The 14896-nt window shown below is 56.4% G+C and carries 10 protein-coding genes; 2 read left to right on the top strand and 8 right to left on the bottom strand.

Annotation, left to right across the window (positions count from 1 at the left end):
• Positions 1 to 7: 7 nt before the first annotated feature.
• Complete coding sequence (locus EJ361_RS03715) at positions 8 to 3211, bottom strand: TonB-dependent receptor (protein WP_164714068.1); 3204 nt, start codon at positions 3209 to 3211, stop codon at positions 8 to 10.
• A 165-nt stretch (positions 3212 to 3376) separates the two neighbouring features.
• A complete protein-coding gene (locus tag EJ361_RS03720; RefSeq protein ID WP_126244020.1) occupies positions 3377 to 4558 on the bottom strand; it encodes a FecR family protein in 1182 nt (393 codons plus the stop codon).
• A 244-nt stretch (positions 4559 to 4802) separates the two neighbouring features.
• Between EJ361_RS03720 and EJ361_RS03725 the strand changes: the two genes are divergently transcribed.
• Positions 4803 to 5903 (top strand): MBL fold metallo-hydrolase, encoded by a 1101-nt coding sequence (locus EJ361_RS03725; RefSeq protein ID WP_126244021.1) that lies wholly within the window; start codon positions 4803 to 4805, stop codon positions 5901 to 5903.
• Positions 5904 to 5908: 5 nt separating this feature from the next.
• Here EJ361_RS03725 and EJ361_RS03730 read toward each other — a convergent pair whose 3' ends face one another.
• From EJ361_RS03730 to EJ361_RS03740, 3 genes are all read right to left on the bottom strand, one after another.
• Positions 5909 to 6517, bottom strand: a complete 609-nt coding sequence (locus EJ361_RS03730; RefSeq protein ID WP_164714069.1) for an RNA polymerase sigma-70 factor — start codon at positions 6515 to 6517, stop codon at positions 5909 to 5911.
• A 436-nt stretch (positions 6518 to 6953) separates the two neighbouring features.
• A complete protein-coding gene (locus EJ361_RS03735; protein ID WP_126244023.1) occupies positions 6954 to 8807 on the bottom strand; it encodes a M1 family metallopeptidase in 1854 nt (617 codons plus the stop codon).
• A gap of 36 nt (positions 8808 to 8843) precedes the next feature.
• Positions 8844 to 10457, bottom strand: coding sequence for a beta-N-acetylhexosaminidase (locus EJ361_RS03740; protein ID WP_164714070.1), 1614 nt, complete (start codon positions 10455 to 10457; stop codon positions 8844 to 8846).
• A gap of 92 nt (positions 10458 to 10549) precedes the next feature.
• Between EJ361_RS03740 and EJ361_RS03745 the strand changes: the two genes are divergently transcribed.
• Positions 10550 to 11590, top strand: coding sequence for an aminotransferase class I/II-fold pyridoxal phosphate-dependent enzyme (locus EJ361_RS03745; protein WP_126244025.1), 1041 nt, complete (start codon positions 10550 to 10552; stop codon positions 11588 to 11590).
• 1 nt (position 11591) lies between these two features.
• Here EJ361_RS03745 and EJ361_RS03750 read toward each other — a convergent pair whose 3' ends face one another.
• From EJ361_RS03750 to EJ361_RS03760, 3 genes are all read right to left on the bottom strand, one after another.
• A complete protein-coding gene (locus EJ361_RS03750) occupies positions 11592 to 12416 on the bottom strand; it encodes an RteC domain-containing protein (protein ID WP_164714071.1) in 825 nt (274 codons plus the stop codon).
• Positions 12417 to 12446: 30 nt separating this feature from the next.
• Positions 12447 to 13610, bottom strand: a complete 1164-nt coding sequence (locus EJ361_RS03755) for a hypothetical protein (protein ID WP_126244027.1) — start codon at positions 13608 to 13610, stop codon at positions 12447 to 12449.
• Between the two features lie 205 nt (positions 13611 to 13815).
• Positions 13816 to 14655, bottom strand: a complete 840-nt coding sequence (locus tag EJ361_RS03760; protein WP_126244028.1) for a hypothetical protein — start codon at positions 14653 to 14655, stop codon at positions 13816 to 13818.
• Positions 14656 to 14896 lie beyond the last annotated feature (241 nt).

Consider the following 14896-nt stretch of genomic DNA (forward strand, 5'->3'; position numbering starts at 1 on the left):
ATGATAGTTATAAACTCAGCTGGATACCTGCGGTAATGGCCTTCACGGGCGGCAGGCGGATGCCTTGTGTTTCAGGGTCAATCCCTTTGTAGTTCGTGAACGTCAGCAGGTTCTGCGCATTGGCATATACCACCAGACGGTTCAGCTTGATTTTACGCGCATACTCCGACAGGTCGTACCGCAGCGAAACATTTTTCAGGCGGATGTAGCTGGCATTGCCCCACACCGCGCTGGACAACCGGTAAACGTCGAACAGGGTATTGGCCTGGGTGGTGGTTGCGCGGGGAATGTCAGTTATGTCGCCGGGCTTCTGCCAGCGGTCCAACGCTTCACGGCCCTGGTTGAAACGCATGCCATATGCATTCGCCAGTCGTCCATAGTTATATTCACCACCTTCCTGCTGCACGAACTGGAAAAGGAAATCGAGTTCCACTTTCTTATACTTCAGCGAGTTCTGCAAACCGCCGTAGTATTCGGGCATGGCATTGCCGAGGATCACGAAATCCGTGAACTCTACCGGCCGGCCGCCGCTTCCATCTTTGGTCCAAAATACAGGCTTCCCGTTCGCGGGGTCCACATATTGGAACTGGTATCCTTTCACGATGGTGAGCGGTTCGCCCACTACATACTTGTCGCGGTAAACGGTTTTTTCGATGCCATCGAACTTCTTCAGCTTGTTTTTCGGAATGGTGATATTGACGGAAGTGGTCCAGGAAAAATGATCGCGGCGGATGTTATCTGTCGTCAGGTCCATCTCCCAGCCGGCGTTCTGCACTACGGCATCGAAATTGTCGCGCAGGCCGGAGAAACCCACCTGCGGCGTCAGCGAGAGATCGATGAGCTGGTTATCGGTCAGGCTGTGATAATATCCGGCATTGAAAAGGATGCGGTTTTTCAGGAATCCCAGCTCGATGCCGCCTTCCGATTTGCGGGATACTTCCCAATGATATTCCGGGTTGGCGATGCGGGAAGGCGTGAGGCCGGTACTGCCATCATAAATGTATGCGCTGTTGGAGGCGGCCCAGCTGGCGAGGTAATCGTAGTAACCGATATTGTCGCTTCCCACGGACCCATAGCTTCCGCGCAGTTTCCCGTGCGAAAGCCAGCTCAGTTGCTTCATCCAGGGCTCGTCGGAGAAGATCCAGGCGGCGCCGATGGAGCCGAAATTACCCCAGCGGTTGTCTGGCCCAAACCGGGTGGAACCATCGCGGCGAAAGTTGGCATTCAGGATATATTTCCCGTCCCGGTTATATGTCACGCGGCCAAAAATGGAATTGTAGCGGTACATATAATAGTTAAGGTTCTCATTGCGGACGCCCGCCGAATCCATGATATGCATGAATTCTTCGCCAGAAAAACGGCTGGCGTCGGTGCGCTTGCCGTCGCGGATATTTTCCTGCCAACTGGTACCGGCCAGCACGGAAAGGTCGCCCTTGCCGATGGCCCGCTTGAATTCCAGCTGCGGCTCCACCACATAGGAATGCGCTTTCGTATCGCCGAAATACGTAGACGCATTGGCGGAGCTCTGCGCGTTCAGGCTCGACGGCGGCGTGATCTGCATCTGTTCCATGGTGGTATTGGTATACCCGCCGGTTACCTTGGCCGTGAGGCCTGGCAGCACGGTATAACGGATTTCCCCGTTGGTGATTAGGCTCCGCAATTTGGAATTATATGTGCGCGACAGGGGGGCGATGGGGTTTTGATCGCTGCTGAACCAGTAGAATTTGCCATCTGGCCCATACACCGGGTAATTCGGCGAAAGGCTGAAAACGTAAGACATATCGCTGGGCAGCGAATTGTTCTTATCTCCGGTGTAGTTGGCTGAAACCCGGAACCCGAAACGGCTGTTTTTACTTTTATGATCGAGACTGAAGTGCCCGGTCCCCCGCTTGTACGCGAGATCGTTGGGCAGCACAGTGGTTTCCCTTCTGAAGGTACCGCTGAGCAGATACCGGGTTTGTGCAGTACCGCCGGAAGCGGAAAGTTGGGCTTCGGTCTGGTTGGCAGTATTACCAATGAGCCGTTTCTGCCAGTCGTTATTTTCGGTCTGGCTCCATTCGAGCAGGTCGGGCGCATTATCTGTTGTGGGCGTGAGGTTGTCGTTGGCGAATGCTTCCTTGCGCATGGCGAGGTATTCGGCCGTGCTGAGCATCGGCATCCGGTTTACGACTCTGCTTGCGCCGCTGTAAACGTTCGCATTAACGGACGTTTTGCCGGCGCGTCCTTTCTTCGTCGTGATCATCACCACGCCATTGGCGGCGCGCGAGCCGTAGATCGCCGTTGCATCGGCATCTTTCAGCACATCTATCCTTTCGATATCGGCGGGATTGAGGGCGGCCAACGGACTTTGATTTCCGCCGGCAACCGGGATGGTAGTGTTCATCGACTCCTCGAGATAAGGCACCCCGTCAATGACAAAGAGCGGTCCATTGGCCTTCAGCAGCGAGTTCTGGCCGCGGAGGGTCACGTTGAAAGTGGTGCCGGGCAAGCCGCTGTTGGCCGTGATGAACAACCCGGGCACGCGGCCCTGCATCGCGGCAAGCGGATCCGTTACCGGACTGTTGGCAATGTCTTTGCTTCTCACGGAAGACACGGAGCCGGTAAGGCTTTTCCGCACGGCGGAGCCGTAACCGATGACCACGGCTTCGTCGAGCGCGCTGATGTTCGGTTTGAGGCGGATGCTGAGTGCGCCGGCGCCTACGGTCACTTCCTGCTGTTCGAAGCCGATGTAGGAAATCACCAGCACATCGCCGGGTTCAGCGTTCAGTTTGAATTTCCCGTCAACATCGGTGGTGGCGCCCGCCTGGGTGCCCTTGATGCGGATGGTGACCCCGGGCAGCGGGGTTCCGTCCGTTCCGGTAACGGTACCCGTCACTTCCTGTCTGGCTGCATTGGCGGAAGGAGCGGCAGGAGTAACTGGTTTCGGTTTGATGAAGATGGTCTTGTCCTTCACGGAATAATCCAGCGGCTGGTCTTTAAAAACCGCCAGCAGAAAAGATTCCAGGGGTTGATTGCTAGCCTGGATCGTCACTTTCTCAGCACTGCGCAACAGTTCCCTATCGTAAAAGAACAGGTAGCCGGTCTGGCGCTTCACGGCAGAAAACACTTCCTCCAGCGAAGCGTTCTGCAGCTTCACGGTCACCCGTTGGGCATAGGTAGTGGCGGAAACGTTGAGGCAGGCCGCCAGGATAAGAAATGCTGTCCATCTCATGATTCGTCTGAGTTTGGTTGAAAGCAGCCCCTTTCCAAAACAGGGGCCGGCATGATCGGTCAATTGCATAGATTTGCATTGTCTGGTTAATAGTAATTCAAGTTCGTTGCTAAGATGCCTGACATTCGCCGGGGGTGGGTCCAATCACCTCCGGTTTCTGTTTTTTTATAATGGTTGTATGATGATCTTCGATCCTTCAATGGTGAACGACATGCCCGAAACCCGCAGGCCATCGAGCACATCCTGCAGCGGCAGGTTCCGTTGTATTTCGCCGTCGAACCGGCGGTCGGGCACAATCCCGCGATACTCCACTTCCACGTCGTACCACCGCTGGAGTTGCCGCATGACGGCTTTTACGTCTGCGTTCCTGAAATAGAACACGGCGTTCCTCCAGGCCAGGGCTTCTTCCACATCCGGCCGCGCATCTAATACCGGGGCGCCGCCGCTGATCGCCGCCTGTTGCCCGGGCGCCAGTTTCCGCGTTTGCCCGCCCGCCGTCACCGCCACGGAGCCTTTCACCAAAGTCGCGCGGATCGCGGGCTCGTCGGCATAGGCGTTGATGTTGAATTCCGTTCCCAGCACCGCTACTTCGGCCTTCCCGTCTACTGCCACCGTAAAGGGTTTCGCTGCATCCGGGCGCACCTCGAAATACGCTTCGCCCGTCAGTTCCACTTTCCTCGCTCCCGGCCCGAACGCCACGGGAAACCGCAGCGACGATCCGGCGTTCAGCCAAACCTGCGACCCGTCGGGCAAGGCGATGCGGAACTGTCCGCCGCGCGGCGTGCGCAGGGTGTTGTATTGCAACGCTCCTTCCTTTCCGCCGGGCTGGTACACGAGCGATCCGCCGTGCTGGCTGGCCGTGGCGCCCTGTTGCGGGATGGTCTGGTTACCGGCGCTGTCCAGCGGAATGGTGGTACCGTCTGCCAGGGTGAGCACGGCTTTGCTGGTGGCCGGCAGAATCGATTGCTGCACCGCGGCCACAGGGGCCTGGGCGGCTTCCTGCCCCGGCTTCCAAAGCCAGATCCCGGCTACGGCGGCTACGATAACGGCAGCAGCGGCCCACCAGCGGTAATCCATACGCTTCACTTTCTCCCCTTCGCTATCCGCCGGAGCGGGAAAGTGTTTTTCGGCAAACCGTTGCCAGGCGGCGCCTTCGTCGGGCGCGCCGAATTGTTGCAACCGGCTTTGCAGGCCGGGGGCACTGGTCATCCGCTCGTAAAACGCGCGATGTTCCGCATTGGCAGCCAGCCAATCCTGCAATTCGCGGGCCTCGGCTTCCGTCTGTTCGCCGCGCAGTTCCTTGAGGATCAGTTCGGCAGGTCGTTGTATCAGTTGTGGGTCCAACATCGATATTTTTATGGATTACTATTGAAACAACAGGTTTGTTATTTCGATGACAAGGTTTGAAGGATTTTTTTGAAGATTTTTTTAGCGGGGATGGAATATCAATGGCTTTATATATCCGGAAATCGCCCTTCCGCAACGAATTTTTCCATTCTCCCAAAATATTTCCCTTTTTCAATCGTCAACTTAAACAACCGCGAGATGCGGCCGGCTATCCATGAAGAGACTATTTAAAACACTAAAATACATGATGTTAGTACTGCTCGTACTGGTAATCCTGCTAACCGTCACCACTTATTTTTATATGAAGCGCCCCCAGTTCGGGGCCTTACCGGAAGGTAAAAGGTGGGAATCCATACAAAAGTCGCCGCACTTCAAAGAAGGGCGCTTCCGCAACCTCGTGGAAATGCCCGTGATCGCAGAAGGGTATTCCATGCCGGGGGAAATTTTCAAAACCCTCTTCAAAAAATTCCCCAACCGCGAGCCGGCAGATTCCCTGCCGTCCGTTAAAACCGACCTCCGCAACACCCCCCGCGACAGCGGCATGATCGTCTGGTTCGGGCATTCGTCATTTTTTTTGCAGCTGGATGGCGTGCGTTTTCTCGTAGATCCCGTGTTTAGCGGCAAAGCATCGCCCCTGCCCGGCGGCGTGAAGGCGTACAATGGCAGCGATATCTACACCGCCGCCGATATGCCCGAAATCGATTACATGCTCCTTTCCCACGACCATTACGACCACCTGGATTTCGAAACGGCCGTGGCGCTGAAAGACCGGGTTAGATTCGTGATCTGTGGACTGGGTGCGGGCGCGCACTACGAAAAATGGGGCTACCGGCCGGAGCAGATCATCGAAAAAGACTGGTACGACCAACTGGAGATCAAACCTGGACTTACCATCTTCACCGAATCCACCCATCATGATTCGGGCCGGGGATTCACCCGCGGACAAAGCCTCTGGCTGAGTTTCTACATCCGCTCGCCCCGGGGGAGCGTCTATTATAGTGGAGACGGTGGATACGACAGCCGGTTCCGGGAGATTTTCCGTAAACATGGCGCGCCCGACTGGGCCATTATGGAATGCGGCCAGTACAACGAAGCCTGGCACTCCGTGCACGAACTGCCGGAAGAAGTAGCGAAAGCGACCGAAGAACTGCATGCCGGGAACCTGCTGACGGTCCACCACTCCAAATTCACATTGGCGAACCATCCCTGGAACGAGCCACTGGAGAAAATTTCAGCACATTCACAAAACAAGTCTTACCGGCTGGCAACGCCCATGATCGGGGAACCTGTCCGGCTACACGATAACGCACAACAATTTGAACAATGGTGGAAAAAGATACAATAACCGGGTTAGTGGAAATGCCGGGTAAACGCCAGCCAGGCGTAGAATACGGGCAAGAGATCGCGTTTGAGCAAAGCGGCGCGGATGAGTTTGAGGGCGCGGAGCTTCTGGGTCCTGACGGTGTTGTAGGAAATGGACAGCTCCCCGGCGATCTCCTCGTTTTTCTTCCCTTCCAGGTAACTCATCTTGAAGATACGCCGGCATTGAGCGGGCAACTCATCGATCTCCCGGTACAAGCTGGCGATGATCTCGGTCTCGGCCAGCCGCGGGTCGAAAGCGCCCGTGTCGGGAAGGGCGTCGCCGGAAAGGTAAGCATAGTCTCTATCGCGCGATTGTTGCCTTTCCTTTAGTTTGAGATGATTGAGGCAAGCGTTGCGGACAGACACGTACAGCCAGGAACGGAGCGCGGCGGCGTTGGGGAATACCGGCCTTTTATCCCACAACCGGGAAAACACTTCCTGTATAAGGTCTTCCGCTTCCTGCCGGTCGTCCACGATGGTGCCGGCATAATAGCAAAGCGCCTTATAATGCTGCTGAAAAACCGATCTGAAAGCTTCCTGATCTCCCAGGGCAATCCGCTCCAGCCAATCCTGTTCCGTATTTCGATGCGCAGGCAATAAAGTCCTCCCGGTTGTTTTGTTGGTTTCGATTCGAAGCTTTAAAAATACCAAAAATCAACCGTTTTCCCATCTTGTCCGCTTTTGGGACAGCGTGTCCGGTTTCGCGAACAACCGTTCCATGCCCGCCGGTCGTCATACAACCGCTCATTCCGGTTTTCCCGCCCGTTGTCGCCCATCCACCGTCAAACCAAACCCCGGATACCGTTTTCCGCTACCGCCCGAAAGCGGACAACGGCGCCGCCCTTCCCCCACCCTTCCCATTTCACTTGCCGTCTGCCGCTCACGGCGGTAATTTTACATCGCAGTTAGTTTAACAGAATTTTAGTCAGCGTCGCATGAAGGTTAGACCATACGCCGCTGGAACGTTTGTTCTTCTCAAAAAAATGGCGGCCATTATTCTGGCCGCCATTTCTCTATTCAATCTGGTTCATTTTTATTTTTTGATGATCCTGTCCAGCGTTTCCTGTGCCAGCGGATGGTAGTTGCCGCGGTACTTCCCGTAAATAGAACGCGCCATGGCCGTACCTTCCGGCGATTTCATCATTTCCGTGTACAGCGGCGTGAGGAATTTGCGGCGCCCCACCTGGCTGAGGAACTTTTCCATCTTCGCGAAAGCCGGCTTATATCCCGCCGCAACCGACATGATGAACCACTGGTTCGCCACTTCGCTGTTACCGGTTTGGGTGAAACGGAACGCCCCGTCCAACTGCTGCATCTGCGCCAGCGGCAAAGGTTTGGGCATTTTGCGGAGGAAATGCAGCCATTCGTGGGACGTCCAGCCTTGCGTTCGCAATCCGCCCGCGGCACCGCCTTTCAGGAATTTCTCCCTTTCCGCGTCCACCTTGCCGAACCGGGCCTGCGGCACGCGCGGGCAATTATCCGGGATCCCCGGGCCATACACCCAATCTTTCACCCGGATCTTACTCACCAGCGCCGTATCCCCCTTCATCAGTTCCGCGTTGAAATATTCGAGGAATTGCTCGGTAGACATGGTTTTGAACGCATGCGAATTAAAATATTTATACAGGAACGAATCAATTTTCTGCCGTCCCACTTCTTCTTCGACACGACGGAGGAAATGCGCGCCTTTCTCATACGCAACGTCCGTAAGCCCGTCTTCCGCGCTGCGCCCCTTCAGGTCGAGCTTCAGCCAGGTGTCGCGGCTGTCTTTACCGAGGTCGTTCACGGTTTCCTGCATATCCTGGTACCCCAGTTCCCACAACATATCTGCGTAATCCGCGCCCATCATCGCTTCCATGATCCGGCGTTCGAAGTAAACGGTAAACCCTTCGTTAAGCCAGAAATCGTCCCAGGTGGCGTTGGTCACGAGGTTGCCGCTCCAGCTGTGCGCCAGTTCATGCGCGATGAGCGATACCAGCGAGCGGTCTCCCGCAATGATGGTAGGCGTGGCGAAAGTGAGGCGGGGGTTTTCCATGCCGCCCAGCGGGAAGCCGGGAGGCAGCACCAGCACGTCGTATACGCCCCAGCGGTAGGGGCCGTACAGCCCTTCGGCCGTGGTCACCATTTTGCCCACTTCCGCGAATTCGAAATGGGCCCTGTCCAGCATCGCGGGCTCGGCATACACGCCGGTACGCCCGTCTATGGCGCGATACGCCACATCACCCACGCCCAGCGCCATGAGGTACGCCGGCACGGGCTGGTCCATCCGGAAATGATACACCCCGCTATCGTTCTTCTGGCGCGGGTTTTCGGCGCTCATGAGGGCCATGAGCGTTTTGGGAACGGTCACGCGCGCCGTGTACGTGAAGCGGATACCGGGGCCGTCGGGACCGGGGATCCAGGTGCGGGCGTAAGTGGGTTCCGACTGCGTATAGAGGAACGGTTGGTTTTTGCCCAGGGTCTGCGCAGGTTCGAGCCATTGCAACGCAGTGGCCGTGGTGGCGGTTTTGTACCAGATGCGCACGATCGTGTCGTTTTTTTCGATGGGCACGTTCAGGCGATTGCCGAGGAACGCAACGGCGGAATCCAGCGAGTGCGGCACTTTGCGGCCGCCGGCGGTGACGCTGTCGATCGTAAGGCCATCGGTATCGAGGCGAAGTACGGAAAGGCCGTCGGGATTGGCGAAATGCCAGGCCGCCGAACCTTCGATGCGGTGCGCGGCAAAATCCACGCGGATGTCGAGGTCGAGGTGGCGGACCTTGATGCTGTCGGCGTTCGACAGGGTATGCAGATCTTTGGCCGGCGGGCTGTCCGCGGTTTGATTGTTGGTTTCCGGGGATTGGCAGGCGGCGGCGAGGAGCGCCCCTGCCAGCAATGCGTATCTCATAATTACAGGTTTGTTTCGGTGTTTTGACAAGGTGCCCTAGCGCAGGGGCTCCGGTGTTTCCTTCGGCGATTCCATCACATACAGCCCCCTTTTTTGCAACAGCGGGATGAATTTCGACAATCTTTTCTCAAATCCCGCGAAATCCTTTTTCTCCGGTGCCGTCCACGCCGCTTCGGCCATGGCCAGCAAACGCGGGAACGTCATGAAGTAAAGGCGCTCTTCGGATTGGATGACTTCCGTCCACTGGTTGGCCTGGTAGCCGATGATCTGGCCGCGGTTGGCGTCATTGACGGCCGGATAATCGTTCAGGTTGAAATCGTACACCCGGCGGAGCGGGTTAAATTCCTTGCCCCAGCGCCGCCCAACGGTATGGGAACTATCCTGCACGAAATCGAAATAAAACGGCAACCGGGGGCACATCACTACTTTGTAACCCTTATCCAGTGCGTTTTTTAACTGCTCGGGCCTTTCCTGGCGCCACCAGAACACGATGGTTTCCTTCACCGGGAGATCGGCCGCGGTCACTTCGTCCCAACCCAGCATTTTGCTCTTGATGGCCATGAGCGAGTCAGACATGCGGCGGATGAAGTAATGCTCCACTTCCAACAAAGTTGTCATGTTCTCGCGCTTCATCAACTTTTGGACATGCGGATCGGTGTTCCAGCTCGCGGAGCCGAAACTCACTTCGTCGCCGCCGATGTGGATCATGCCGGCCGGGAACAGCGTGTTTACTTCCCGGAGGATGTTCGTCAAATATTGATAAGTCCCCTCTTTCCCGGGGTTAAAAGTGAATTCGGGATATTTCGCCGTGCCGCCGCCGCTGAATTCGGGATAGGCCTTATTGGCCGCTGTGGCATGGCCGGGCATGTCGATCTCGGGGATCACGGTGATGCCGCGCGCCGCTGCGTAGGCAATGATTTCCTTCACGTCGTCCTGCGTATAAAAGGCCGGCGGCGCCAGGGTGTCCGTTCGGTTGCCGATCCCGCCCACGGTTGCGAGGCGAGGATATTGTTTGATCTCGATGCGCCAGCCGGGCTCGTCGGTCAGGTGCCAATGGAAACGGTTGAGTTTATACAGCGCCATTTCGTCCAGCAGTAATTTGACGGTTTCCTTCCCGAAAAAATGGCGGGACTCATCCAGCATAAAACCCCTCCAGGCCATGGCCGGAGCATCCTGTATCCGCCAGCAGGGGACGGAAATACCCGCCGCCTTCTTCCCCGAAACCCGCGCCAGCTGGACCAATGTCATGACACCATGAATATAGCCATCGTCTGAACCCGCTTCTATCTTTACCCGTTGGGGATAGACTTCCAGCTTATACGCATTGCCCTGTTTCAGCACACCGCCGATAACGATCAGGGGCGGGAACGAATCGTCTGGGTTACCGACCAGCGATTTGATATACTTTTCCCGGTTAACGGAATGCGCGATTTTCACTTTCACGCCGGTATGTTTCAGCAGCTCCTGCTGCAGGAGGTCTCCCACGGCGTTCTGCCCGGGATCGATCACAAAGATTTCCGTGTTGCCGCTGATCGTAAATTGGCCTTTCAGCCTGTCTGCCTGTTGCGGTTTGGGAATAACCGGGCATTCCTGCGCCTGCGCGCAAAAGCCGATGGCAAGGGTCGTAATGAAAAGGAGCGTTCTGAACATGATCGTTGGTGGAATATTGGTTGAAGTTTTAAAGATAATCATCAATTCCGAACGAACATATTTACTACCTTTCTCTTCCAAACGCGAAAATCATGCTGAACCTTAGCCTCAACTACCCATCAGTACCGAAAGAAATGGAGATTTTCCGGGAATTTACCGGCCGGCTCAACGAGCGCGACCAGTTCGACCTCCTTCATCCGCCCTACGATCCTCTCAACGAATATACCCTGTCTGTCTTAGGGAGCCAACTCCGCTTCGACCCCGCCGCCGTGGCCGTTACGCCAGTGCCGAGCGCTAACAGCGGACTGTTCACCATCGCCAAATACCATCGGCCGCAGACGGCCGGGGTGGCCATCGAGCCCTTTACTTTCCCCGGCTGGCGCATGATCGCGGCTGATGCGGGTTTCAATCTGCACGTGGTGGAATCCGACGGAGAAGGCATGCTGCCGGAAAAACTGGCGGGATGCCTCGAAAAAAACGACTGCAAACTTATCTACTTACAACCCACACTGCATAACCCCACGAACGCCGTCATGAGCCTGGAACGGAGAATGGCCATCGCGGAAGTGGTGCGCAGTTTCCCGGGAACGTATATCGTGGAAGACGACGCCTATCGTTTCCTCCATGCCGATCCGCCGCCGTCGTTCCTGGAGCTGGCGCCAGACGTAACGATGCATGTTTTCAGCCTGTCGAAGCCGTTCAATCCCATGCTGCGGTCGGGCTATGTGGTGCACCCGCCGGCTTTGCTGAAGGGCGCGTCGAATTTCGTCAAAATGACCAGCAGCGGCACGTCTACGCTTTTCAACCAGTTCGGCGTGCACGTCATGGCCGGCGGATGGCTCGGCAAACTTGCCGACCTGAAGCGCGAAGCCGCCACAGCCGGGCGTTTGCTCATGGAAAGTTATTTCCGCGGGAAAGAATATTTCGGTCACCCGAACAGTTTCCACTACTGGATCCCCTGCCGCGAGCCGGAAAAAGTGACCGCCACCCTTCTTTCCCGACAGGTAGACGTCAGCAACGGAAAAATGTTTTCGCTGACGGCAGACGATCAGTACATCCGCGTGGCCCTCGGTGGCGCGTACGACGCGCCCGAACTGCCGGATGCCCTGCGCATGATCGCCGAACTGACCTGATTCAGTCCATTTCTTCGATCCGTTTCAACAACCCGTCTTTCAGCCGCGTGAGGAAAGACGCCATTTCCTTTTTGCGCATGCGGATGTCGCGGAAATTGCTGTACACATTCCCGAAATCCACGTCCAGCGAGTTTTCCAGCCATTCAAACACCTGTTTGATGTCGGCATCGCCGTTATTGAAACTGCCGTTGAGGTGAAGGGCGTACCCCAGTTCCACGAGATCGGTTTTCGATTCCGTCCACCGCAGCCGCGGCTTGTACTGGAGGTTCCGGGGCAGGGCGTAAAGGTTTTCCAGCCGCGTAATGAGGTATTTGCTGACGCCTTCCAGCGCGATCAGTTCCGCCAGCTTGAACGAGGTGACGGTGCAGAAACGCGTGTCCAGCATGCCGTCGAGGTCAACGGGATATTCGTTGTTGTAGGTGCTGTTCCGGAGGAAATACTGTTCGTCGCGCTCCGTGGCGCCGCCGCGGAAGTAGAGGAACAGCGCGTTATGGACTTCAAAAAACATCGTGATGCGCTGCAGCTCCTGGTCGAGGAACTTATGGTAATCGTCGCGGATGGTCTTGGGCCTGTCGGCCTCGATGCGGAAGAGTTGCGCGTAATAGATTTTTTTGGCGAGGATATGCGGCTGGATGTTTTTGAAGAAAAATATTTCATCGATCGTGCTATCGAAATGCTGCGGCACGAGGTGTTTGAGTTGGGTTACGGATTCGTCGGCCAATTGTGCGCCGGTTTTGAAACGCTCGAGGAGATTGGGCACGCGGGCTTCCATGGCCATGAGATCTCCTTCCAATTTTGACAGGATTTGCCTGAAATCGGTTTTCATATGCATGTTGTTTTCCGGATAAGTAATGGGTTAATGATCGGCGCTGGTACGCATCTGCGATTCATAATCGTTGAGCCTGTCGAGGATTTTCCCGATCCATTGTTTGCAGGCGGTGACGGTGGACAGGCTCGGGTTCTGGAACTTCACGCGAAACGCGTCTTCCGCGATGGTATCGGCTTTGCGGAGATGCAGCATGTCTGCCAGGGAAACGAAAACCTGTTGCAGCGATGCGGTTTTCACCAGGCCTTCTTCCAGGTACACCCGGGCCATGAGCGCGGCCTGGGGCACGGTGAGGCGGGTGGTCCACGGCGTGCCGTCGGCGTTGCGGGCAACCGGGGCCATGAGGTGGCGGATGAAGATGCGCTCTTCCTCCAGCCAAACGATCAGCTGGTCGCGGATGGGGAAGGACCCCGGCCGGAGGCCTTTTTGCCTGTCGGCCGGCGGAATGCGTTTCACTTCACGGAGGCACCAGGCGAGCACGCGCATCCGTTCGCGGAAGCTGCGGTACTTCAACATCTCCCGGCGCACCGATTCCACACAGTACACGAAATAACCTGCGGCATTGAAGTTGAGGTCTACCAACAGGTAGTGCACGTCGATGCTCGCCCTGTCTGCCGTAGTGCTGCCCGGGTAGGTGAATAGGAGGAGCCGGGTGAGGAGGTCGCGGAGGAAGAAAAGTTCGCCGAAGGTGATGCGTTCTTCCGGCCGTTCGAGAAAATTCCAGACCGGCTCGAGCAGGAGGCGGCGGAAAGGCGCATCGATGTTAAGGCGCCCCATCCCCCGTTCCGCCTGCAACATACGCGGCAGCAGCATGGAACGGGCGGAACGGGCGTAGGCGTGCGGAAGGAGGAGATCGGGCGCGAGATCGTCGCGGAAATGCTGTTCGAGGCCGGTCATGACCTGGAGCAGTTGCTGCGTGGCGGCGGCGTAATGCCTTGTGAAGGCATGGGTGCCGGGCGCGTCTTCATAACTCCGCAAAACATCGAGCAGGCGGGCAATGGTGCGCTGCCAATACCTGACGGCGGCCGTGCGGCGGGAATTGCCGGCAGGGAGGTCAGACAGGCGGAGGAGCAGCGCGGTGACGCGGTTTTTCTCGGATTGCAACTCCTCCAGGCATTGCGGGACTTCCCCGATCATTTCGGTGAGCGCCTGTGGGCAAAGTTGCACGGTTACGATGTGGTTGAGCAAAGTCATTGGCTTACTAAAAAAAGGTGAAGCTGGAAATATCGGACGGCCGGCGTGCGATTACACAAACATATTTGTGAGACTGGTTGGACCGGTGAGCGATACGGATCATTGCGACACGAAAATGGTGAAACAATGCGGACCGCTTTCACAGGTGGGAAATATTTTCTCATGTCTGCCGGCTGCGGGGTTAACCGGGGCGAACGCACGAACATTAAGAGTTCCAGGTGGTAAAAAGATTATGCATGAAATGTTTTTCTTCCTTGATCCACTGCAGGAGCTGATCCCGGATGGATCCTTTGCCGGGGTATAGCGCATACTCGTTGGAGGGCAGGTAGCGTAATTCCTTTTCGTACCAGGACAGGAGGCCTTTTTTTTCCTGCAGGGTGCGGAGGGCGACGGCTCTTCTGCGGAGCACGGCGGCGGCGTGGCGGAGCAGTTCGGGGCAATTGAAGTTATGGGCGAAGAGGATGAACAGCGTTCGTTCTTCGGGGTCCATGTAGTAATGTTGGTCTGGCTCGCGGAGATCGCGCATGAGGCGGCGGAAGTATTGCGCGGTGCCGAAGGTGGGTTGCGCGCCATCGCGGCGCAAGGGAGCGAAGATGAGCTCCACGAGCCGCGGATCGGTACCCCGTTCCAGCAGTTCCGTTTCCGTTTCCCGCATGTGGGGCTCCTGCATGGCGAGAATGTGTTGGGCGTATGGCCCGGGGAGGAAGATATCTTTGGCGAGATGTTCGGGGAAATATTGTTCGAGCGCCATGATGAGTTCCATGAATAGCGTGATCGCTTCCCTGTAAAACGCCTGCAGCGCGGGGCCGGCCTGTAGCTGGAAAAGATGGAGCACGTCTGTGATGGCGACGAATTGCAGCTGGTACCTGCGGACCGCCTGTGCGGATTCCGCGGTATCGGGTTGGCTTTCGATCTCCAGCATTTGCGCCGTCATCCGGAGCTTCGCCGCGCGAAGTGCTGCGAGCAGGCCCGGTACGTCTGCTGGATGGGAAGATAGTTGCGCCGGCATCAACCGGGCATATACTAAATGGTTTACGCTGTCCATGATTGATAACTTTAATTGGCTGCGATGGGGTTCTCTCAGGCTAATACAATATGTAATTAAAGATGGCCGATGTAAGCGAAAGGGTGAATTAACAACTGTAGAATTTGATGGCCGGAAACGCGCGCCGTTAACAAATCCGCGCACTTCCGCGGCCCGATTGCGGTGTAAAATTTCCATCCATTAACAAACAAAAAAAATATTTCGTTTTTTTCTTTTCCCCGTTCACCCCACGCACCTCGAA

Source organism: Chitinophaga rhizosphaerae, assembly GCF_003958645.1.
Lineage (GTDB): Bacteria > Bacteroidota > Bacteroidia > Chitinophagales > Chitinophagaceae > Chitinophaga > Chitinophaga rhizosphaerae.